The organism is Flavobacterium daemonense (genome assembly GCF_007341385.1).
GTDB lineage: Bacteria > Bacteroidota > Bacteroidia > Flavobacteriales > Flavobacteriaceae > Flavobacterium > Flavobacterium daemonense.
This window is the reverse complement of the sequence record NZ_VJYD01000004.1, coordinates 16,977-40,750: the sequence shown is the minus strand read 5'-3', so window position 1 is coordinate 40,750 and position 23,774 is coordinate 16,977. Positions and strand designations below refer to the sequence as shown.

Below are 23,774 nucleotides of genomic sequence, written 5' to 3'. Positions count from 1 at the left end.
TATAATTAGATTCGCCTATTTGCAAAATTAGTTCATAGACAAAAACAAATACTTGTCAAATCTATTATTGTAGCAGTTCATGATAGTTATTTTGGATTTATAATTTTTTCAATTAAGTTTTTAGTTGAATTTATCTCATCCATTTCTTCTTTTGTAATAATTGTGGGGTCAACAATTGTAAAATTTCCTATATTATTCTTGTTAAAAACAGAAGATGTTTTTAATTGTTTGTCATAAAGAAATAAGTAGTTACTAGTTTCACCAATGTAAATTAAATTACTTTGTAATAATGTTGAATATTGTTTTTCATTGTCGCAGAACTCTATTTTTTTATTGCTTTTATTTTCTTTTAAATCCTTAGCGTCTTTGAATGCAAAAAAGATGAGAATTAGAAGAAAAAAAAAGAAAAACATCGAGGTAAATACTTCAGCCAAACTAATTCCAATATCTATTTTATCATCTTCGGGATTCCATTTCTTTACTAATTTGTGAAACTTTATGATAAAAAGACAAAAATAAATAGAAAAGGGGTAAACAAATTCTTTTGCAAAAAATATAGCCCAAATTAGAATAAAAGTTAAAATTATTAATGACGATCCTGTGTAATTTTCTTCCACTCTTTCTTCTACTTCTTTCTTATAAAATTCTTCGTCTGAATTATATTTTTTTCTTTGGGATTTATAAAAATGTTTAAAAAAGAATAATAAAGGATAATGAGTTAAGATCATAAGAATGATTTCTGTCAATAAAAGTAGAAATCCTATAAAAACAATAAAATTTACAGTAAAAAAGAGCAAATCACTAAATGATGTATAATATTCTATTTCAATTCCAAAATGAGAATAGAATATTTTTTGATATATATAACCAAAACCGTACATAATCAAGGCGATTATCGGGAGATATTCTTTGTAATTTAAAAGTTTTTTTATCAATTTTTTCCGTTTAATTTCTGATTTCAGTATAATTATCGCCAACTAAGTATATGTGAAATTTCCTTTACATGTTTTATAAATCCAGAGTTGGATTCTTAATTTCATTTATTTTACAAAGAAAAGAGTAGTGTTGTCCTGTAATTTCAATGGAGTAGAATTTCTTCTTATATTCTATCTCAATATATGGTTCTTCATTTATGTCAATTTCATAATTGTTATCTGACGTTTCTCTATTTATTTCTAGTTTATTTCCATTTTTTCCACGAGTATTAATCTTAATTCCGTCAATATTAGCTCCGCCAACTATAAGAGAATTAAAATAATATTTTAGAAACAAACCTTTGTCTAATATTGGATAATTTTCTAAGTATGGTAAATTAAAAGTTTTAACAATAATATCTTTATTACTTTCTTTTAAAAGTTGTTTTTGGCTTTTAGAATCATCTGAAAACCTTGATACCAGATTGTTACCGAATAATAAAACAGTAAATGCAATAATTAGACCTATCAAACTGATAATTGTTCCTTTCTCCCATTTTTTCTTTTTATCAGAATTTGCAATTGACTGATTATGAACATTGCTATTATTGTTAATTATTAAATTCCCAGAGTTTTTAATTTCCAAATCTTTTTCATTGTCAATTTTTACTCCTTTGGTTTTTAAATAATCTATAAATTCAGTTTTTTCATTTTCAAACCAATTTATGAATCCAACTATGTCATCTTTATTAAAATCTGGAACAAATTTTAAGTCTCCATCTTCAATTGCTAAATCTCCATCTTTAATCTGTAAATCAAACTCTTTGTTTTCTAGAAACCATTTTGTAAAATAGTCTTTTACTTTTTCCTTGCTTAGTTTAATTATTCCTTGTTCGATGAGAATGTCGAGAAAAAAATCAGCATCTTCTGTTCGTTTTTCAACTTTTTTCTTTGTGTATTCCTCAAATTTTTTTTCAAAATCTTTTCCAAGGAAAGAATTTCCCCACCAATTATTATTTTCCATTTGCGATGCTAGGTTGTTGAATTCTTGTGTTTTCAAACATAATAATTTTCCTTATAAAAAGCTAATACGAATTACAAATAAAAAACCACAAATTACACTAATATAAAGTCAGTATAATTTGTGGTTTTATTTTTTATAAAATAAATTCTTATCCCAAGAAATACTTCAACTCCTCATAAGTCCCAATCTTCACACTAACCTTCTCCTCATTAATAACACTCTCAATTTGAGCAGGAATAGGAAGTGTAATTCCTAAAGCAGGTTCAACAACATCCAAAAACTTAATAGGATGCGCTGTTTCTAAGAAAATACCAATTGCGTTAGGGTGTTTTTCCAATTCTTTTTTCAAACCTAAATAACCAACAGCGCCGTGCGGTTCTGCGATATAACCATCTATGTTATAGATTTTCTTTAGAGCAACTAGGGTTTCTTCGTCAGTATAACTATAAGAAGAGAAATCTTTTTCGAAAGCTTTTAAGTCATTATTGTACAATTCCTGAATTCTAATAAAGTTACTTGGGTTTCCAACGTCCATTGCGTTAGAAATTGTTGCTTTAGAAGGTTTTGGGTCGTATTTTCCGTTTTCCAAGAATCTTGGCACCGTATCGTTTACGTTTGTAGACGCTACAAAATGTTCAATTGGCAAACCTAATTTCTTTGTCATAATTCCGGCACAGATATTCCCGAAGTTCCCGCTTGGACAAGAGAAAACTAAAGGTTTGTTTTGGCTTTTCAACGCTTTGTAAGCAAAGAAGAAATAAAACATTTGCGGTAACCAGCGCGCAATATTAATAGAATTCGCCGAAGTCAGGTTTTTATGTGCCAAAGTTTCATCTAAAAACGCTTTTTTCACCATGTCCTGACAATCATCAAAAACACCATCCACTTCAAGCGCTTTAATGTTTTGTCCTAAAGTAGTCAATTGTTTTTCCTGAATATCGCTCACTTTTCCTGACGGATATAAAATGACAACATCAACGCCGTCAACGCCAAGAAATCCGCTAGCAACTGCTCCTCCAGTATCACCGGAAGTGGCTACTAAAACAGTGTTTTTAGCGTCTTTTTTATCTTTGTTGAAATAACCCAAACAACGTGACATAAAACGCGCTCCAACGTCTTTAAAAGCCATTGTAGGACCGTGAAATAATTCTAACGAATAGATTCCGTCTTCGACTTTCACCACCGGAAAATCAAAAACTAAAGTCTCGGCAATGATTTCTTTTAATTTGTCTGCAGGTATTTCATCGCCAACGAATTGTTTGATCGCTTCAAAAGCAATTTCTTCGTGGCTTAAACTTTCGATTTTATCAAAAAATGAAGGATCTAAAGCAGTAATGCTTTCTGGGAAATATAATCCTTTGTCAGTTGCTAATCCTTGTATTACGGCTTCTTTGAAAGAAACTTTTGGGGCATTATGGTTTAAACTGTAGTATTTCATTTCTAAATTTTAGATTTTAGACTTTAGATTTTAGATTTTTTGGAGGGAAATTCCAAATTTTTAAATTCTAAATTCCAATAATTATATTCGTTTTTCTTGTCATTTCGACGGAGGAGAAATCTCCGCAAGTAACTCCGCAACGAAATTCCAATCTTTGTCGAGCTTCTAGTGAAGATTTCTCCTCCGTCGAAATGACAAACTATGTCTTCTTCTTACTTAATACATCTCACATTTTACAAGATCCTAACGCCATCGGGATTGATTTTCGAAACGTGAATTTCATACGGTAAATTCATTTTTTCGTAAACGTCGCTCATGGCTTTTGCGATTTTTTCAGCGGTTTCTTTTCCTCTGCTTAAAGCAAAAATTGATGGACCAGAACCCGAAATTCCTGAACCTAAAGCACCATTTTCATAAGCCGTTTGTTTGATTTGATCGAATCCCGGGATCAAAACACTTCGTAAAGGTTCTACGATTTCATCATGAAGCGATCTTCCGATTAATTCGTAATCTTTAGTGTAAAGACCTGCTACAAGTCCGCCTACATTTCCCCATTGCATGATGGCGCTTTTTAGGGAAACGTTTTGTTTCAAAACCGAACGTGCGTCAGAAGTTTTTAATTCAATTTGAGGGTGAACCACCGTTGCGTATAATTCCTCTGGACTGTCAATTCTGATAATATCAAGTGGCGCATAACTTCTTACCAAAGTAAAGCCACCTAAAAGGGCAGGAGCAACGTTGTCGGCATGTGCGTTTCCGCTGGCCAATTTTTCCCCCTGCATCGCAAACTGAACTAAATCTTTACGAGAATACGGTCTTCCTAATAATTCATTAATTCCAAAAACTGCTCCGGCAGAACTTGCGGCGCTGCTTCCAATCCCGCTTCCGGCTTTTATGTGTTTATAAATTTCGATTTCGAAGCCAAAATCCAAATCGCCTAAAGTTTCAAGCATCGCCAAAGCAGCAACTCCAGAGACGTTTTTCTCGGTTTCCAAAGGCAAATCGGCACCGACAATTTTAGTGATTCGAACTCCTTTTTGATCGACTTTTCGAACAATCATTTCATCGCCCGCATTGTCTAAGCAAAGTCCAAGTACGTCAAATCCGCATGAAAGGTTTGCAATTGTAGCGGGACAGAATAATTTTATTTCCATTTCTTTTTAAAGGTTCATAGTGGCAAAGGCTCAAAGGTTTAGAGGTTTACTACTTATTGTTTTTTTAAGGTTCATAGTGGCAAAGATTCATAGGTTTAAAGGTTTTTAACTTTGTCCCTTTGTGCCTTTGCACCTTTGTACCTCTTTAGATATTTCCAATTCTAATAACGTCAGCAAAAATTCCTGATGCTGTTACCGCTGCTCCAGCTCCAGCTCCTTTTATCAATAAAGGCTGATCTACGTAGCGATCAGTGTAGAACAATACGATGTTGTCTTTTCCTTCTAAATTGTAGAAAGGATGATCTTTCGGAATGAATTGCAGACCAACGCTTGCTTTTCCGTTTTCGAATTGCGCTACATATTTCAATCTTGAATCTTTGGCTAAAGCTTCTTTGTAAATGTTCTCAAAATGAGCGGCGTGTTTGATTAACGAAGCAAAAAAATCATCGTTGTTTGTTGTTGCTAAACATTCTGCTGGTAAAAACGATTCATTTGCAATGGCATCGATGTCCATTTCGTAACCGCTTTCGCGAATAAGAATCAGGATTTTACGAGCTACGTCAACGCCACTTAAGTCAATTTTTGGATCTGGTTCTGTGAATCCTTGAACTCCGGCTTCTTTAACCACATCGTGGAAAGAATTGTTTTGATCGAAATTGTTGAAAATGAAGTTCAAACTCCCCGATAAAACCGCCTGAATTTTATGCACTTTATCACCAGATGCAATAAGGTTTTTTACAGTATCAATAATTGGCAATCCCGCACCAACATTCGTTTCAAATAAAAACGGAGCGTTGTATTGGCGAGATAAGCTTTTTAATTTTTTATAGTTGTCGTAAGCAGATGAACAAGCAATTTTATTACAAGTTACAACTGCAATACTTTCTTTCAAGAATTTCTCATACATTTCAGAAACGCTTGCATTTGCTGTAATATCTACGAAAATGCTGTTGCGTAAATTCAATTCTTTTGCACGCGCGATGAATTCTGTTGGAATTGCAGTTTCTCCTTTTTCTAAAGTTGATTGCCAGTCTTTTAATGAAATTCCGTCTTCGTCAAAAAGCATTTTTCTTGAGTTCGACAACGCAATTACGCGAACATTGATTTTTAAAACTTCTTTTAAGAACTTTCTTTGATTGTGAATTTGTTCGATGAATTTCTCGCCAACGTTTCCAACACCCATTACGAATAAATTCAGCTGTTTTGTGTTTTCTTCGAAGAAATTTTCGTGCAAAGTATTCAGCGCTTTTTTAACATCTCTTTCATTGATTACAGTCGAAATATTTCTTTCAGAAGCACCTTGCGCAATCGCACGAATGTTGACGTTGTTTTTCCCTAAAGTGCTGAACATTCTTCCACTCAAACCTTGGTGGTTTTTCATGTTTTCACCAACCAAAGCAATAATGCAAAGGTCTTTTTCTACATAGCAAGGATCGATTTTGTTCTGCGCAATTTCGATTTCAAAAGCTCTGTTGATCGCAGCTTCGGCATTATCAGCATCCGAATTTAAAATTCCGATACAAATTGAATGCTCAGAAGAAGCTTGAGTAATAAAAATTACGTTGATTTTTTCCTGAGACAATACTTCAAACAAACGTCTTGACGAACCAGCAACTCCAATCATTCCGGGACCTTCAAGCGTTAAAAGCGAAATATTGTCGATATGGCTGATTCCTTTTACAACAGTATCTTTTGATACAACAGTATCAGAAATTAAAGTTCCAACAGCTTCCGGTTCAAAAGTGTTTTTGATTAAAATTGGAATATTTTTTCTTAAAACTGGCTGAATTGTTGGCGGATACAAAACTTTGGCACCAAAATGCGATAATTCCATCGCTTCCTGATATGAAATGTTCGCAATAGGCTGTGCTTGTTTTACGATTTTAGGGTTTGCAGTAAACATTCCGTTCACGTCAGTCCAGATTTCAAGTTGTTCTGCATCAATTGCTCCCGCGATAATTGCCGCAGTATAATCCGATCCGCCACGACCTAAAGTCGAAGTGATTCCGTCTAAAGTCTGCGCGATAAAACCTGGTAGAATATTGATTTTTGAATCATTTGAAGCAAAATATTCCTGAATTAATTTGTTTGAAATTTCGAAATTTACAACCGCTTTCCCAAAATCAGCATTTGTTTTAATCAGTTCACGGCTGTCTTTATAAACCGCGTCATTGTTGATTTGCTGATACGCCTGAGCGATGATGTATGACGAAAGCAATTCTCCGAAACTTAAAATAGTATCAGCAGTTCTTGGAGATAATTCGCCAAGCAAGAAACAGCCGTCTAACAACGTTTCTAAGTGATTAATGATTCTTTTTACATGGCTCAACAAACTGCTTTGCCCGCTTACCGGAATCAATTCTTTTAGTGTATCAAGGTGTTTTTTCTCGATTTCGGCAACAACTTCTCTAAAGCTTTCATCGTTTGCTGCCGCTTTTGCCGCTGCCAATTGCAGTAAATCGGTCACTTTGCTTAAGGCAGAAACTACAACAACTAATTTGTCTTTTTCGGCTTTTTGCTTAACAATTTCGAGAACGAGTTTTATATTTTGAGCATTGGCAACCGAAGTTCCGCCAAATTTTAATACTTTCATTTTTTTGATATTTTTTAATAAGGTGCAAAGGTTTGAGTAACAAAGGTTCAAAGGTTATCAACTGTGAACTGAAACGGAAAACTTCGACTATTTTTTCTTTTATGCAATATTTTTTATGTATCCAATAACTCTCTTCTTTCAAGAAAAAAGTATAGGTAACCTAGGATTATATGTAAAAATGTATACCCCTAAGGGGTAGTTGTTGTTGTAGTAGAAATTGTTGTAGCAGCAATTGCAACTCCAGTTTGAGTTGTTATTGTAGAATGATATTTTGTGCTGTTACTTTTCATTTTTGATTTTTCAAAAGTACAGCTTTTAAGTAGGATTTAAAATTGTTATTGCCTTTTTACGAATATTTTAATAATTCAAATCTCAAAAAATCAATATTGAGTATTTGTTAAAATTAGATAAGCTAAATTGAAGTTTTGATATATTTAAGAATGCTTTTTTTGCTTGTAAACCTTATACATTGAATTGATTTTTAACGAAAATGTTGTCAAAAAATGTTGATTTTGGTGAAATCTCAGATTGCTGAATAAATAAAACGGAAGAATTGTCGGGATTCAAATTTTAATTATTGTGATAAAATGTTGCTTTTTAATATTGATTTGTTGAATTTTGACGTTTTAAATTTAAAATAATCATGAGAGAGATTCATTATATAAGTACGGAAACCATAACTTTAGAAACCCTGCAGGAGATTTTAGTAAACAATAAAATGCTTGAATTATCTGAAGAAGCAAAAGTAAACGTTCAGAAATGCCGTGATTATCTTGACAAAAAAATGGCAACACATTCTGCGCCAATCTACGGAATCAATACTGGTTTTGGATCACTTTATAGTGTAAAAATCTCAAATGAAAATTTATCTAAACTTCAAGAAAACCTTGTAAAATCGCATGCTTGCGGTACAGGCGAAGAAGTTCCTGCAGAAATCGTAAAAATGATGCTTTTGCTGAAAATCCAGTCTTTAAGCTACGGAAATTCTGGAGTTCAGTTGATTACTTTGCAACGTTTAGTACATTTTTATAATAACGATATACTTCCTGTTATATATACTCAAGGTTCGCTTGGCGCTTCTGGCGATTTGGCACCTTTGGCACATTTATCTTTGCCGTTATTAGGAGAAGGAGAAGTTTACTTTGAAGGAAAGAAAGTGGCTGCTGCCGAAGTTCTAAAACATTTCAATTGGGAGCCAATTGTTTTGCAGTCAAAAGAAGGTTTGGCTTTATTGAATGGAACGCAGTTTATGAGTGCTTATGGAGCTCATATTTTAATTAAAGGTTACAAATTATCTTATTTAGCCGATTTAATCGGGACGATTTCGCTTGAAGGTTTTGATGGAAGAATCGAGCCATTCAACGAATTGATACATTATATACGTCCGCACAAAGGACAAATTGTAACGGCGCAACGAATTACCGAGTTTTTAGACGGAAGTGAAATTATCGCTCAGGAAAAGAAACACGTTCAAGATCCTTATTCTTTCCGTTGCATGCCTCAGGTTCATGGAGCTTCAAAAGATGCGATTGATTATGTTCGAAAAGTATTCAAAACCGAAATCAATTCCGTTACCGATAATCCAAATATTTTTGTTGAAGAAGATCAAATTATTTCGGGAGGAAATTTCCACGGTCAGCCTTTGGCTTTAGCCTTGGATTTTATGGCAATTGCTTTAGCAGAATTAGGAAGTATTTCTGAAAGAAGAACGTATCAGTTAATTTCAGGATTGAGAAATCTTCCAGCATTTTTAGTTGATAATCCGGGATTAAATTCAGGATTTATGATTCCGCAATACACAGCAGCAAGTATTGCAAGCCAGAATAAACAATTGGCTACTCCGTCAAGCATTGACAGTATTGTTTCTAGCAATGGTCAAGAAGATCATGTAAGTATGGGAGCAAACGGAGCGACTAAAGCTTTACGTGTTTTAGATAATTTAGAGCGTATTTTGGCAATCGAATTGATGAATGCTTCTCAGGCAATTGCGTACAGAGAGCCTTTAAAATCAAGCGATTTTATCGAAATGTTCTTAAGCAGTTATCGTGAAGTTGTACCTTTGGTAAAAGAAGATAGAATCCTTCATTATGACATTGAGAAAACAGTTTCATTCTTGGCTAGTTTCCAAATTGAAAACGATTTGTTAACAATGGCTTAACATTATAGAACATTATTGAAGTAATTTTGCACTATCAAAAATATAAAAATGTCAATAAACAGTATTTTCCAATTTTTAGTGCCGAAAGACAAGAAATTCTTTCCACTTTTTGAAGAGGCTTCAAGCAATTTAATTGAATTAGCATCTAACTTACACGAAGCTGTAAACTTACCATTAAAAGAAAGAGAAGTTCTTTTTCAAAAAATTGATGAATTAGAGCAAAAAGGAGAAGATATTACGCGTCAAACCAATCTGGAATTGAGCAGAAACTTTATTACTCCATTTGATAGAGAAGATATTCATACGTTAATTACTTCAATTGACAACGTTGCAGATTACCTTCACGGAGCTGCAAGCCGTATGAGATTATATCAAGTTGACAAGATTACAAAATCAATCAGAAAAATGACAGAAATCAACCTTGAAGCTTGTCAAAATATTGATAGTGCTGTAAAGGAATTGAGCAACTTGAAAAACATGAAAGTTATTAAAGATTCATGTGCTAGAATCAACAAGCTAGAAAACAAATCTGATAACGTATATAACAAAGCAGTTTTTGAAATTTTTGAAAACGAAACAGACGCTAAAAATATTATTAAATATAAAGAAGTGTTATCTGTTTTAGAATCAGCAACAGATAAATGTAAGAGTGTTGCGAATATACTAGAATCTATTTCTGTAAAACATTCTTAATTCAATTTTTCATTCTGAAGTTATAATTTTATGACGCTACTTATATTAATTATAGTATTAGCCTTAATTTTTGATTACATCAATGGTTTTCATGATGCGGCAAATGCTATAGCGACAGTTGTTGCAACAAAGGTTTTGACGCCTTTTCAGGCGGTTCTTTGGGCAGCATTTTTTAACTTTTTAGCTTATTGGGTTTTCGGATTTGGTGTTGCAGATACTGTTGCTAAAACAGCGCACACAATGGAAATCAACCTAGTAGTGATTCTTGCCGGAGTTATTGCGGCAATCTGCTGGAACCTATTGACTTGGTGGCTCGGAATTCCTTCGAGTTCTTCACATACACTTATTGGGGGTTTTGCAGGGGCAGCCGTTGCGCACGCAATTGCAGTTCACGGATTTTCAGGATATATTGGTGAAGATGGTACAACACATTATTGGTACCAAATTGTAAGCTGGTACAAAGCCGGAAAAGACGGTGGGATGCCTTCTGGAGTAATAATTATTATTGCTTTTATTGTTTTAGCACCGTTAATAGGAGCAATAGCATCTTATTTGATTTCGATTTGGCTTTTAAATGCTTCACGTAAAAGTATTGGTCCTAAAATTTTTACTGTACTTTTAATGATTGCTACTGTTTGGTTTGTATATTCTCAAATGGTTCCGTTTTCTGAAATAGAAAAACCTAGATTTGAATCTCATTTTTGGAGTGTAGTCTTTGATTCTCATAATATTAAATGGTTTTTAGTTGCCTTTATTATTTTAACTGTTAGTGGTTTCTGTTTGATATTCAGCAGTCTGAATCTTCATCAAGCTGATGCTGCACTGAAAAAAATGCAGTTGATATCTTCTGCAGCCTTCAGTTTAGGTCACGGAGGAAATGACTCTCAAAAAGTTATGGGTATTATTGCTGCAGCTGTAGCGGTTTATATCAATACAAATCATGGCGTTCATATGGATCCTTGGTTAGATGTTGTATTGCCAAATGATGATACAGGAGTAAAAGGGGTAATGCCAAGCTGGATTCCATTAGCTTGTTATTCTGCAATTGCGGCTGGAACTTTGAGTGGTGGGTGGAAAATTGTGAAAACAATGGGTTCTAAAATCACAAAAGTAAGCTCATTTGAAGGAGTTGCTGCAGAAACTGCTGGAGCTTTGACATTATACTTTACGGAACACTTAAAAATTCCAGTAAGTACAACGCATACTATTACAGGATCTATCATTGGGGTTGGATTAACAAAACGTGTTTCTGCCGTTAGATGGGGAGTTACTGTAAGTTTGATCTGGGCTTGGATTTTGACTATTCCTATTTCAGCTATATTAGCAGGTTTGGTTTATTTTGTGCTAAGCGTGTTTATTTCGTAAAACGATTATTGTGAAATGTGAGATATAAAAATCGCATTTTCCTAAATATTAAAAAAGCCGATTTCAAATTTGAAATCGGCTTTTTTTGTTGAATAAATAATGATTTTTCATGCTTTGTAAAAGTCTTAAAATTGTATTTTAAGAACTTATTTGATTGATTGCTTTAGTTGTCAGAGGATATTTTTGTAAAAAAAAATCTAATGATTGTGTAATTATGTCAAACATTAAAAATAGTCTAAAATTATACTTAGCAATTATTATTTTCTCTTTGTTTTCATGTAAGTCAGATGATGTGAGGAAAGTTTATTTGGCTCAAGATCAAGAAAAGGTTACAGAGTTTCCTGATGCGAAAACAGATCCAGTTTCTTATTTTTTAAAAGGATTTGTAAATAGAACCATAAAAGGCATCAGCACCGATGAATTGGAGTATTATTCGCGAGAAAGAAATGATACTTTGTTGGTTATTGTTAAAGTCAGAGATATATTTAATATTGAGAGGTCTTCAAGAAAATCTTTGCTCTATTCTGTTCAGGATGGCTTGCATGCTTCTGAGCATGCATCCAATAAAACATTTTATATTGACATTGAAGGAAATTTCAATACGCTTTTAGTTAAAAGTCCTATAAAATATGATTTAGACGGCAGATTTGCTAATGAAGAGCTAATACTTCCTTTTTATGGAAAAAAACGACCGATAAATTAGCGTTCAAAGTTTGATTGCTTTGATGTAATAACTTTATTAAAATTTCTGTAGATTTTTATGATTGTGTTTTCTTTTGTAATGTGTTTGTTTTAGTTTTTTGTCATCTTCAGAAATGATGCTGATTGTTCCATCGATTTCTAACATTGCTAGTTTTACATTTTTAAAGAATTCGATTCCGTGTTCACGCATAGCTTCTTTTAATTCTTCGTCAGAAATATCAAGTCGGCTTAAGGCTTTAAAATCAAGTTTTCCGTCGTGAATCAAAACTTCTGGCTTGTCTAATATCAAATCTCCAATAACTTTATATCTGCGAGTAAGTTTTTTAATTGCAAAGTTGATTACAAACAAAACCAAAGCCGCTACTAAACCGCCCGCTAAACTCGTATCTGGGCCAACCATTGCATTTTGAACCGAGTTACTGATCAGTAAAATCAGAATAATATCGGCGGTATTTAATTGGGAAAGTTCTTTTTTGCCAAAAATTCTCAAAGCAATCGTCATGAAAAAATACACAGCGACACTTCTAATTATAATATCGAAATAGGGGAATTGTATCATTTTTATTCTTTTGTTTTATTAAAGTTAAATAAAAAAGCTTTGCCAAAGTTTTAAACTTTGACAAAGCTGCTAAATTATTTATGTGGAATTAAGTTGAAATGAACTTAATTATAGTTTGAAATTCTTTTCAATAGCTTTTATCATTTCTCCAGCGACATCTTTATTGGTTGCGCCTTCAATTCCTTCAAGACCTGGAGAAGAGTTTACTTCAAGCAATAATGGTCCTTTAGATGAACGAATAATATCTACACCAGCTACTTTTAAATCCATTGCTTTTGCGGCTTTAATGGCGATTTTTTTCTCTTCGGCAGTTACTTTTATCACAGATGCAGTTCCGCCAAGGTGAATATTAGCTCTGAATTCGCCTGGCATGGCTTCACGCTGAATTGCTGCTACTACTTTTCCGTCGATTACAAAACAACGTATATCTTTTCCGTTAGCTTCTTTGATAAATTCTTGAACTAAGATATTGGCATTTAAACTTTTGAAAGCATTGATAACACTTTCTGCAGCTTTTTTGGTTTCGGCTAAAACAACGCCTTTTCCTTGTGTTCCTTCTAATAATTTTACAATTAGAGGTGAACCGCCCACCATTTTAATTAAGTTGTCTGTATCGAGCGGAGAATTGGCAAATCCGGTTGTTGGAATATCGATTCCGCTGTTTAAAAGCAATTGAAGCGAATATAATTTGTCTCGTGATTGTGTGATGGCTGTCGCCGAATTTAAACAGAAAACTTTCAAAGCCTCAAACTGGCGTGTCAAAGCACAACCGTAAAAAGTAATGCTCGGTCTGATTCTCGGAATAATAGCATCAAACTGATTTAATATTTTTCCGCCTCGATAGTGAATTTCTGGCGTTTTAGCGTCTAGTTTCATATAACATTCTTTGATGTTCAAAAAATGCATTTCATGACCGCGCATTTCGCCGGCTTCCATGATTCTTTTATTGCTGTATAATTCGGGATTGCTGGCTAAAAGTCCAATTCGCAAACCAGAACTTGCTTTTTCTGAATTTTGATATAATTCCTTAAGAGATTCTGGAGTAGGCTGTCCTAAAAGGTATTTTTGTTCTGGATCAACTAATACGCGTCCGCTCATGGCTTCACGGCCTAAAAGCATACGGAAACCCATTGAATCACGATTGGTCAATGTCATTTCGATTGGCCATTTTGCATCGCCAATTTTTAAATGAGTTTGAATAACATAACGATGTTCTCTAAAACCGCTTGAACTTTTTACAATTCTCTTATCAACCAGCGGCGCTTCGCAATGAATGATAGTTTTAATATTATTCTGAATTGGATTAATGTCGAATTTTACCCAATTGGCATCATTTTTTATAAAAGGAGCTATGTTGATAGCGTGCATTGCCGAAGTTTTGGCACCAGAATCGACACGAGCTTTAATCGTTGGGATTCCAAGTTCTGGAAATGAGCACCATTCTTCGCTGCCTAAAATGACTTTGTGTTGAAGCATACGTTATTTTATTATAAAATTTAATATTCAAAAGTAGCTATTTGCTTTTACTAAAGATAGTAAATTATCTAAAAAAAACACCCGTTATGTTATGAAAACGTAACGGGTGTATTATTTTTGGTATAAATTTTAAGTAATTTATTGATTTGTCGGTTCTTCAGCTTTATGAATTTCTACTGAAAGTTCTTGCGAGTCATCTTTCAAATCCATCATGATTTCGTCACCAGAATGTATTTTCGAAGTAATGATTTCTTCTGCTAACAAATCTTCAACGTATTTCTGAATAGCTCTTTTTAGAGGTCTTGCTCCAAACTGTTTGTCGAAACCTTTCTCAGCAATAAATGCTTTTGCTTTGTCTGTCAAGCTTAATTTGTAGCCTAACTCAGCGATGCGAGAATATAGTTTTTTCAATTCGATTTCGATAATCAAATCAATATCAGCTTTTTCTAAACTATTGAATACAATTACATCGTCAATTCTGTTTAAGAATTCAGGAGCAAAAGTTTTCTTCAAAGCGTTTTCGATAATGCTTTTAGAGTTTTCATCGGCTTGAGCCACTTTTGCAGCAGTTCCGAATCCAACACCTTGACCAAAATCTTTCAATTGACGTGCACCAACGTTAGAAGTCATGATAATAATAGTGTTTTTAAAGTCGATTTTACGACCTAGACTATCTGTTAAATATCCATCATCTAAAACTTGAAGCATCATATTAAACACATCTGGATGTGCTTTTTCGATCTCGTCTAAAAGAACAACACAATATGGTTTTCTACGAACTTTTTCAGTTAATTGTCCACCTTCTTCATAACCTACGTATCCTGGAGGCGCTCCAACTAAACGAGAAATAGCAAATTTCTCCATGTATTCACTCATGTCAATACGAACTAAAGCATCTTCAGAATCGAATAATTCTTTAGCTAATACTTTTGCTAATTGCGTTTTACCAACACCAGTTTGCCCTAAGAAAATGAACGAACCAATTGGTTTGTTTGGATCTTTAAGTCCGGCTCTGTTACGTTGAATAGAACGTGCAATTTTAAGAACAGCTTCATTTTGACCAATTACTTTATTCTGAATCAATTCAGGTAATTGAGCTAATTTATTGCTTTCTGTTTGTGCAATTCTGTTTACAGGAATTCCAGTCATCATCGAAACAACATCGGCTACATTATCTTCAGTAACTTCAATTCTGTTGTTTTTAGAATCCTCTTCCCATTGTTCTTGAGCTAAAGCAAGATCTTTCTCAATACGTTTTTCATCATCGCGAAGTTTGGCAGCCTCTTCATATTTTTGTTTTTTGACTACCATGTTTTTGTTCTCGCGAACTTCTTCCAATTGACGCTCTAAATCCAAAATTTGTTTCGGAACATCAATATTAGTAATGTGAACACGTGATCCAGCTTCGTCCATTGCATCGATTGCTTTGTCTGGCAAGAAACGCTCAGACATATATCTGTTTGTTAATTTAACACAAGCTTCAATTGCTTCTGGAGTATAGGTTACGTTGTGGTGATCTTCGTATTTGTCTTTAACATTGTTCAAAATAGCGATAGTTTCCTCAACAGAAGTTGGTTCCACAATTACTTTTTGGAAACGTCTTTCAAGAGCGCCATCTTTTTCAATGTATTGTCTGTACTCGTCAAGAGTAGTTGCTCCAATACATTGAATTTCACCTCTTGCTAATGCTGGCTTAAACATATTTGAAGCATCTAGAGAACCAGTTGCTCCACCGGCACCAACAATAGTATGGATTTCGTCAATGAAAAGAATGATATCGTCATTTTTCTCAAGCTCGTTCATTACGGCTTTCATTCTTTCCTCAAATTGTCCTCTATATTTAGTTCCGGCAACTAAGCTCGCCAAATCAAGAGTTACAACACGTTTATGGAAAAGAATACGAGACACTTTCTTCTGGATGATACGCAAAGCTAGTCCTTCTGCAATAGCAGATTTACCAACTCCAGGCTCTCCAATAAGAAGCGGGTTGTTCTTTTTTCTTCGGCTTAAAATTTGCGAAACACGTTCAATTTCTTTTTCGCGTCCTACAACCGGATCTAGTTTTCCTTCCTCAGCCATTTCTGTTAAATCTCTCCCAAAATTATCTAACACCGGAGTTTTAGATTTTTTGTTTGACTTATTGGCGGGATTATTGAAACTACTTTCTTTAAGACTGTCATCTTGTCCTGAATCGTCATTGTATGACTCATTCCTTGGCAAGTTTTCTAAAAATTCTTCTTCGTTTGGCGTCATGTTTAGATATTGTTCTTTAGCTATGTCATAATCTATTTTAAGTTTATTCAATAGCTTGGTTGTTGGATCGTTTTCGTTTCGTAAGATGCATAAAAGCAGGTGAGCCGTGCTTATCGACGAGCTCTGAAATACTTTTGCTTCAAGAAATGTTGTCTTAAGGGCTCTTTCAGCCTGGCGTGTAAGATGAAGGTTTTTCTTTTCAGTGTTTATCTCAATGCTGTGATTGGCTGGACTCAGTATTTCTACTTTCCTGCGTAAATGATCTAAATCGACTGCTAGGTTATTAAGTATATGAATAGCTTTTCCGTTACCATCTCTTAAAATGCCTAGCATCAGATGTTCAGTACCAATAAAGTCGTGCCCTAAACGAAGTGCTTCTTCCTTACTGTATGTAATAACATCTTTTACTCTTGGTGAAAAATTATCATCCATAATATATAATTCGATATGTAAATTTAATTATTTACTGGTTGAAAAACAAAAATCATACCTATTGAGATCTGCTGTCAGCTAATTGACAAAAAAAATAACAATAAAAGAGTTAAAAAACGCTTAATTTATTAACTAAAATCGAAAATAAAGTTGTTAATAAATCATTGAAATAAGTGCAAGTAAATAGCGGAAAAAATTTCAAAAAAACGTATCTTGGCACGCTTTGAAACTAATATAATTATTTAAACATAACAACTTATGTCTGAAGGAGAAAAGTTAATTCCTATTAACATTGAAGATGAAATGAAATCAGCTTACATCGATTATTCGATGTCAGTAATCGTATCCAGAGCACTTCCTGATGTTAGAGATGGCTTGAAACCAGTGCATCGAAGAGTTCTTTACGGAATGTATGATTTAGGTGTAACTTCAAGATCTGCCCACAAAAAATCTGCGAGAATTGTAGGGGAAGTACTGGGTAAATATCACCCGCACGGTGATACTTCTGTTTATGATGCAATGGTTCGTATGGCTCAAGAATGGAGCATGCGATATTTATTAGTTGATGGTCAGGGTAACTTTGGTTCTGTCGATGGAGATAGTCCTGCAGCAATGCGTTATACTGAGGCTAGAATGCGTAAAATCTCAGAAGATATTATGGCTGATATCGAAAAAGAAACAGTTGATTTTCAGCTGAACTTTGACGATACTTTATATGAGCCAAAAGTAATGCCTACAAGAGTTCCTACTTTGTTAGTGAACGGAGCAACCGGTATTGCGGTTGGTATGGCGACAAATATGCCACCTCACAATTTAACTGAAGTTATCAACGGTACTTTGGCTTATCTTGGCAATAATGATATTGAAGTTGATGAATTAATGACTCATATCAAAGCTCCAGATTTCCCGACTGGAGGTGTTATTTACGGATACGAAGGTGTTCGTGAAGCTTTCAAAACAGGAAGAGGGCGTATTGTAATGCGTGCTAAAGTTGGTTTTGAAGAAGTTGACGGAAGAGAGTGCATTATTGTTACTGAAATCCCATACCAGGTCAACAAAGCCGAAATGATCAAACGTACGGCTGATTTGGTAAATGATAAAAAAATCGAAGGTATTGCCAATATCCGTGATGAATCGGATAGAACGGGAATGCGTATCGTTTATATCTTGAAACGTGATGCTACGCCAAACGTAGTTTTAAATACCTTATATAAATACACTCAATTACAATCTTCTTTCAGTGTAAACAACATTGCATTGGTAAAAGGACGTCCTCAATTATTGAATCTAAAAGATATGATTCATTATTTTATTGAGCACCGTCATGATGTTGTGGTTAGAAGAACGCAATTTGAATTGCGTAAAGCGGAAGAAAGAGCGCATATTTTAGAAGGTTTGATTATTGCTTCTGATAATATCGACGAAGTAATTGCGTTAATTAGAGGATCTAAAAACACAGACGAAGCAAGAGAAAAATTAATCGAAAGATTTAAATTGTCTGACATTCAAGCTCGTGCAATTGTTGAGATGCGTCTTCGTCAGTTAACTGGACTGGAGCAGGACAAATTAAGAGCTGAGTTTGAAGAATTAATGAAATTAATTGAGCACTTAAAAGCTTTATTAGCAGATGTTAATTTAAGAACTGATTTGATTAAGGAAGAATTAATTGAAATTCGCGATAAATATGGTGATGATCGTCGTTCGCAAATTGAATATTCTGGAGGAGATGTAAGTATTGAAGATTTGATTGCCGATGAAAATGTGGTAATCACGATTTCTCACGCAGGTTACATCAAACGTACAAACCTTACAGAATACAAAACGCAGAATAGAGGAGGAGTTGGACAAAAAAGTGCAGGAACAAGAGATCAAGATTTCCTTGAACATATGTTCGTAGCAACCAACCACCAATACATGATGTTCTTTACACAGAAAGGAAAATGTTTCTGGATGCGTGTTTATGAAATTCCAGAAGGAAGCAAAACAGCAAAAGGAAGAGCAATTCAAAACTTGGTAAATATTGAAAGCGACGATAAAGTAAAAGCTTTCATTTGTACACAAGATTTAAAAGACAAAGATTATATCAATACACATAACCTTGTAATGGTTACAAAACAAGGACAGGTGAAGAAAACTTCTTTAGAGAAATATTCTAAGCCTCGTGTAAATGGTGTTGCCGCGATTACAATTAAAGAAGGTGATGAGTTGATTGGAGCGCAATTGACAGACGGAGAAAGCCAAATTATTTTGGCGGTTAAATCTGGTAAGTTAGTTCGTTTTGAGGAAACTAAAACACGTCCGATGGGAAGAACAGCTTCTGGAGTTCGCGGAATTACCTTAAAAGACGATACTGATGAAGTAATTGGTATGGTAACTGTTGGTAAAAATGATGTGAACGATTCTCAGATTTTGGTTGTAACTGAAAACGGTTACGGTAAACGTACGAAGTTAGTTGATGAAGACGGAGAGGATGTTTACAGAATTACAAACCGTGGAGGTAAAGGGGTTAAAACGCTTAATATCACAGAGAAAACTGGAAAATTAATCTCGATCAACGCTGTAACAGATTCTGATGATTTAATGATTATCAATAAATCAGGATTAACAATCAGAATGGCGATTGAAGATCTACGTGTTATGGGTCGTGCAACTCAAGGTGTTAGATTGATTAATCTTAAAGGTAAAGATTCGATTGCAGCAGTTACGAAAGTAATGAAAGATGAGGCAGAAGAAGTGGTTGTTGATGAGGATGGAAATGTTGTGGAGTCTGCAATTGAAAGAGTGAAGCCAGATCTTGATGAAGTTCTTGAAGATGACGGAACCGCAGATGATGACGATGACGACGCTGATGATGTAGTTGAAGACGAAGAAGAAGAATCTGATGAGTAGGAATCTGAAGAATAATAAAAAAAGAGAAAATTAAAATTAAATACACAAATTGAACACTATGAAAAGTAAATATGTACTACTTGCTTCAGCACTATTGATTTCGGCAGCAACGTTTGCTCAAAAAGATCAAATCAAAAATGCTGAAAAAGCGCTGAAAAGCGGCGACGCACAAGGGGCAATTGCAATATTGAAAGATGCTGAAAATTTAGTAACAAATGCTAAAGATGTAGAGCAAGCACAATACTATTTTGTAAAAGGAAACGCTTACTTAGATTTAGCAAATAAAAAAGTAGAAGAAAGCAAAAACTTAACTGCTGCTGCTGAAAGCTATAAAACATTAATTGATGTTGAAAAAACTTCTGGAAAACAAAAGTATTCAACTCAGGCTGCAGCTTCAATTACTGAGATTAAAGGAAAATTGATCAACTCAGCTATTGCTGATTCTCAGGCTAATAAACACAAAGAAAGCGCTGCTAAATTATATGATGCTTATTTGTTAGATAAAAACGATACAATCAATTTATACTACGCGGCTTCTACAGCTGTAAATGCACAAGATTACGATACTGCATTGCCAATGTATGAAGAATTGAAAAAACTAAACTATTCTGGAAAAGGAACTCTTTATACTGCTGTAAACAAGATTTCTGGAAACGATGATGGTTTTGCTAATGCAAAAGATAGAGATTTAGCTGTAAAATTAGGAACTCACGAAAAACCTAAAACAGAAGCTATTCCTTCTAAAAGAGGAGAAATCTATAAAAACTTAGCATTGATTTTAGTTCAAAAAGGAAAAACTGAGGAGGCTAAAAAAGCAATTGCTGACGCAAGAAAAACAAATCCAGATGATTCTTCTTTGATTCTAACAGAAGCTAATTTATATCTTGAAACTAAAGATTATGATACTTATAAAAAATTAGTAAACGAAGCTTTAGAAAAAGAACCAAACAATGCTGATTTGATTTTTAACTTAGGAGTTATCAGTGCAGGTGCAAAAAATACTGCTGATGCTGAGAAATACTATTTAAAAGCAATCGAAATCAAACCTGATTATGTAAATGCTTACATTAACATTGCTGCTCTTAAATTAGAGGCTGAAAAACCAATCATTGATGAAATGAATAAATTAGGTACTTCAGCTAAAGATATGAAGCGTTATGACGTATTGAAAGCGCAAAGAGAAAGTGTTTTCAAAAGCGTTATTCCTTACCTTAAAAAAGCAAACGAATTAGATCCTCAAAACGAAGATGTTAAAAAGACATTAATTGGGGTTTATAGTGCTCTTGAAATGACAGCTGAAGTTAAAGCTTTAAAAGCTAAATAAACTCAAAATAGTTAAAAATGAAAAAACCATTCACTGCGGTGAATGGTTTTTTTATGGTATAAAGTCTTGATTAACTTTCTAAAGTTGCATTCAGCGTTATTGTAGTATTTAAAAGTTTTGAAATCGGACATATCTCTTTTGCTTTTGCAGCTGTTGCATTAAATTCTTCTGCAGAAATTGAAGGAACTTTTCCTTTTAATTCTAAATGAATTAAAGTAATTGTTCCGTCTTCAAAAGTCACTGTGGCTTCTGTAGTCAAATTATCTGCGGTAAAGCCACCTTCGTTTAACAAAAAACTTAATTGCATTGTAAAACATCCCGAATGCGCTGCTGCAACAAGTTCTTCTGGGTTTGTTCCTACTCCGTCAGCAAATCTTGTTTTAAATGACAATTGTGCGTTGTCTAAGGTAGTACTTTGTGTGCTAATTGTTCCTTTTCCTTCCATTCCGGTTCCTTGCCAGTTGGCGTGTGCTTTTCTAGTAAATTTCATTATTTAAGTATTTTGAATTAATAAATCGTATTTAAAGTATTGATTTTCAATTAAAATCAATCTATCAAATATAAGTATTATTTTGATTTGCAGTTTTATCAATTCGTTACCAGAAAGTGAAAAGCAAAAAAAATAGAGCGATTTTGGGAATGGCGCATAAAATAAAATTCCAAATTCCAATCAAAATAGTTTTAATTGGAATTTGGAATTTAAAAATTGGAATTTAAATAGTTGGTTTATTCCTGATTTAAATTTCTAAGTTGTTTCAGTTTATCTTTCCATACTTCAAGGCTTTCCTTGTGGATGGCAATATTTTTGCGTACTTCAAGAACAATTGAATTTTCTTTTTTAGCGTTTTTAGTATTTGTAAAAAACTGAATATTGTTTTCTAATTGAAAAATTTCATTTTGAACTTCTTCAATTTTACGCATTATAAAGATTTTCTCATTATCAAGCTTGCGTGTATCGTTACTTTCTGATAAAGTGTCAAGACGGTTTGAAAAACGCATCATTTCGCTTTCTTTTTTGCTCAAACTTAATTTTTCAAAAAGCGCATCTAGAATTTTATTGAATTTACCTTCAATATGACGTCTTGAAAACGGAACTTTTCCATAACCTTTCCAAATTTCAATATGCTGTTTAATAGCATCTAAGTCGGTTTTGTGATCGCCTGTAAGTTGATATGCTCTTAAAATATCTAAATAAGCTTTTTTATTATCAAAAGCAGCAACTTCATCTTGATTTTCTTCCGATTTATGCTCTTTTAATTTATCAAAATAATGATTGCAGGCATCTTTGAATTCTTTCCAGATTTTATCCGAATATTTTTTAGGAACGTGACCAATTTGTTTCCACTCTTCCTGAATTTGCTTCATAATTGGAGTAGTGCTACCAAAATCAGTACTTTCCTGTAATTCTTTAGCTTTTGCAACCAAAGCCATTTTTTTGTTCAAATTATCGTTTTGATCTTTTTTAATGTCTTTATAAAACGAATTTTTAAATGCATTAAAATTTCTAACGGCAGTTTTGAAAGCCGACCAAGTTTCTTCATTTACATCAGATGGGACTTTTCCAGCTGCAAAAAACTCATTTCTAAGTGCTTCAACTTTTTGGATTTGTACAAGCCATTGTGAATGAGAATTTACTTTTTCGGTTCCTAAAACTTCGATTTTGCCAATTATTTCTTTTTTGATTTCAAGATTTTTCTGTTCGTTGGCTCTTTGGCTTTCAAACAACAATTCTCTTTTATCATGTATTTTTTTGGTCAATTCACTGAATTTATTCCAGATTTCATCACGATGCTCTTTAGAAACAGGTCCAATATCTTCTTTCCAGATTCTATGTAAATCCTGAAGTTCACGGAAAGCTTTGCTGATATCAGTTTCGTTTGCTAATTCTTCAACGCGCGCTATAATTTTTTGTTTTTGTTCCAAATTATATTTGAAATCCAAATCTCTTGCCTCACGATCTAAATGAAGGTAATCATAAAAATTTTCAACATGAAAATGATAATTATTCCAAACGTGGTTGTATTTGTCTTTAGGAATTGCTCCAGCGTTTTTCCATCTTTCTCTCAAGTCATTAAAATGCTTCAGAGTATCCTTGATGTTTTCCTGCGGATTAATAAGTTCTTTTAATTCCTCAACAATAGCAAGTCTAGTCTCTAAATTTGTTTTTAAATTACTTTGTAAATGTTTAAAGTGAGCATTTCTTTTTTCTCTGAAAACATTATAATATTCGTCAAATTTAGATTTTAGTGGAGAATGGTATTCAAATTCTTCGTTAGGATCTTGTTTTGAAGCGTTAAATTCTTCTCTTTTTTCTTCAATCAAGTGATTGTATTGCAGTAAAAAAGATTTTTTAATTTCTTCAATATGATCTTTGACAGACATTACTTTATCTGTCTGAATTAATTTTCTTAGTTCATCTACAAGTGCATCTAATGAGAAAGTATCGTAATCCTGCATAGGAATATCATGACGCTCTTTCAGCGTTTCATCTTCACTTTCTTCTGCATTAGAGTTTGTAATGGCGTCTAGCGCATCTTGATGATTGTCTTCTTCTGCAACAGCTTTTGTTTCTGTTTCTGTAGCCAATGTTTCATCAATCGCGTTTTCTTGAATAGAATCAGTTGTTTCGATTCCTACTTTTCCGTCTGCATCCTGCAGGTTATCATTCTTTTCTTCTAACATTTTTAAATGTATAAGGTTTTTATTTAAACAGTGCGAAAGATAGTAAAGGTGTTTCTAAATACAAAATAAATCGCTTGTTTATACGCTATTTTACGACGAAATTCTTATTTTATACATT

At 33.7% G+C, this 23,774-nt stretch carries 16 protein-coding genes; 6 read left to right on the top strand and 10 right to left on the bottom strand.

Annotated elements, in window-relative coordinates; translation table 11 throughout:
- Positions 1–86 precede the first annotated feature (86 nt).
- The 5 genes from FND99_RS06385 to thrA all read right to left on the bottom strand — a co-directional run bounded on the left by FND99_RS06385 (position 87) and on the right by thrA (position 7,123).
- Positions 87–935 (bottom strand): hypothetical protein, encoded by an 849-nt coding sequence (locus FND99_RS06385; protein WP_144337140.1) that lies wholly within the window; start codon positions 933–935, stop codon positions 87–89.
- 73 nt (positions 936–1,008) lie between these two features.
- On the bottom strand, positions 1,009–1,974 hold the full coding sequence (locus tag FND99_RS06380) for a hypothetical protein (protein WP_144337139.1): 966 nt from the start codon (positions 1,972–1,974) through the stop codon (positions 1,009–1,011).
- Between the two features lie 112 nt (positions 1,975–2,086).
- On the bottom strand, positions 2,087–3,376 hold the full coding sequence (gene thrC / locus FND99_RS06375; RefSeq protein WP_144337138.1) for a threonine synthase: 1,290 nt from the start codon (positions 3,374–3,376) through the stop codon (positions 2,087–2,089).
- 233 nt (positions 3,377–3,609) lie between these two features.
- Entirely contained in the window at positions 3,610–4,530 is a 921-nt protein-coding gene (locus FND99_RS06370; protein WP_144337137.1) for a homoserine kinase, read from the bottom strand.
- A 145-nt stretch (positions 4,531–4,675) separates the two neighbouring features.
- On the bottom strand, positions 4,676–7,123 hold the full coding sequence (gene thrA / locus FND99_RS06365) for a bifunctional aspartate kinase/homoserine dehydrogenase I (protein ID WP_144337136.1): 2,448 nt from the start codon (positions 7,121–7,123) through the stop codon (positions 4,676–4,678).
- A gap of 643 nt (positions 7,124–7,766) precedes the next feature.
- Here thrA and hutH point away from each other — a divergent pair.
- The 4 genes from hutH to FND99_RS06345 all read left to right on the top strand — a co-directional run bounded on the left by hutH (position 7,767) and on the right by FND99_RS06345 (position 12,042).
- Complete coding sequence (gene hutH / locus FND99_RS06360; protein ID WP_144337135.1) at positions 7,767–9,281, top strand: histidine ammonia-lyase; 1,515 nt, start codon at positions 7,767–7,769, stop codon at positions 9,279–9,281.
- Between the two features lie 48 nt (positions 9,282–9,329).
- Complete coding sequence (locus FND99_RS06355; RefSeq protein WP_035648449.1) at positions 9,330–9,974, top strand: DUF47 domain-containing protein; 645 nt, start codon at positions 9,330–9,332, stop codon at positions 9,972–9,974.
- Between the two features lie 30 nt (positions 9,975–10,004).
- Positions 10,005–11,339, top strand: coding sequence for an inorganic phosphate transporter (locus FND99_RS06350; RefSeq protein ID WP_144337134.1), 1,335 nt, complete (start codon positions 10,005–10,007; stop codon positions 11,337–11,339).
- A 214-nt stretch (positions 11,340–11,553) separates the two neighbouring features.
- Positions 11,554–12,042 carry a hypothetical protein gene (locus FND99_RS06345; protein ID WP_144337133.1) on the top strand — a complete coding sequence of 163 codons (489 nt, stop codon included), beginning with the start codon at positions 11,554–11,556 and terminating at the stop codon, positions 12,040–12,042.
- A 36-nt stretch (positions 12,043–12,078) separates the two neighbouring features.
- Here FND99_RS06345 and FND99_RS06340 read toward each other — a convergent pair whose 3' ends face one another.
- The 3 genes from FND99_RS06340 to FND99_RS06330 all read right to left on the bottom strand — a co-directional run bounded on the left by FND99_RS06340 (position 12,079) and on the right by FND99_RS06330 (position 16,761).
- Entirely contained in the window at positions 12,079–12,600 is a 522-nt protein-coding gene (locus FND99_RS06340) for a DUF421 domain-containing protein (RefSeq protein WP_144337132.1), read from the bottom strand.
- Positions 12,601–12,708: 108 nt separating this feature from the next.
- Positions 12,709–14,076 carry a 30S ribosomal protein S6--L-glutamate ligase gene (gene rimK, locus FND99_RS06335; RefSeq protein ID WP_144337131.1) on the bottom strand — a complete coding sequence of 456 codons (1,368 nt, stop codon included), beginning with the start codon at positions 14,074–14,076 and terminating at the stop codon, positions 12,709–12,711.
- A gap of 138 nt (positions 14,077–14,214) precedes the next feature.
- Entirely contained in the window at positions 14,215–16,761 is a 2,547-nt protein-coding gene (locus FND99_RS06330) for an ATP-dependent Clp protease ATP-binding subunit (RefSeq protein WP_144337130.1), read from the bottom strand.
- Positions 16,762–17,019: 258 nt separating this feature from the next.
- Between FND99_RS06330 and gyrA the strand changes: the two genes are divergently transcribed.
- Both gyrA and FND99_RS06320 read left to right on the top strand, forming a co-directional pair.
- Positions 17,020–19,650 (top strand): DNA gyrase subunit A, encoded by a 2,631-nt coding sequence (gene gyrA / locus FND99_RS06325; protein WP_144337129.1) that lies wholly within the window; start codon positions 17,020–17,022, stop codon positions 19,648–19,650.
- A 58-nt stretch (positions 19,651–19,708) separates the two neighbouring features.
- Positions 19,709–20,974, top strand: a complete 1,266-nt coding sequence (locus FND99_RS06320; RefSeq protein WP_144337128.1) for a tetratricopeptide repeat protein — start codon at positions 19,709–19,711, stop codon at positions 20,972–20,974.
- 70 nt (positions 20,975–21,044) lie between these two features.
- On the opposite strand, the gene FND99_RS06315 is transcribed toward FND99_RS06320, so the two are convergent.
- The gene (locus FND99_RS06315) at positions 21,045–21,464 is read right to left on the bottom strand and encodes an OsmC family protein (RefSeq protein ID WP_144337127.1); all 420 of its coding nucleotides are present in this window, start codon (positions 21,462–21,464) and stop codon (positions 21,045–21,047) included.
- Between the two features lie 236 nt (positions 21,465–21,700).
- Positions 21,701–23,656: a DUF349 domain-containing protein gene (locus FND99_RS06310; protein ID WP_144337126.1), complete on the bottom strand. Its 1,956-nt coding sequence runs from the start codon at positions 23,654–23,656 to the stop codon at positions 21,701–21,703.
- Positions 23,657–23,774: the final 118 nt, after the last annotated feature.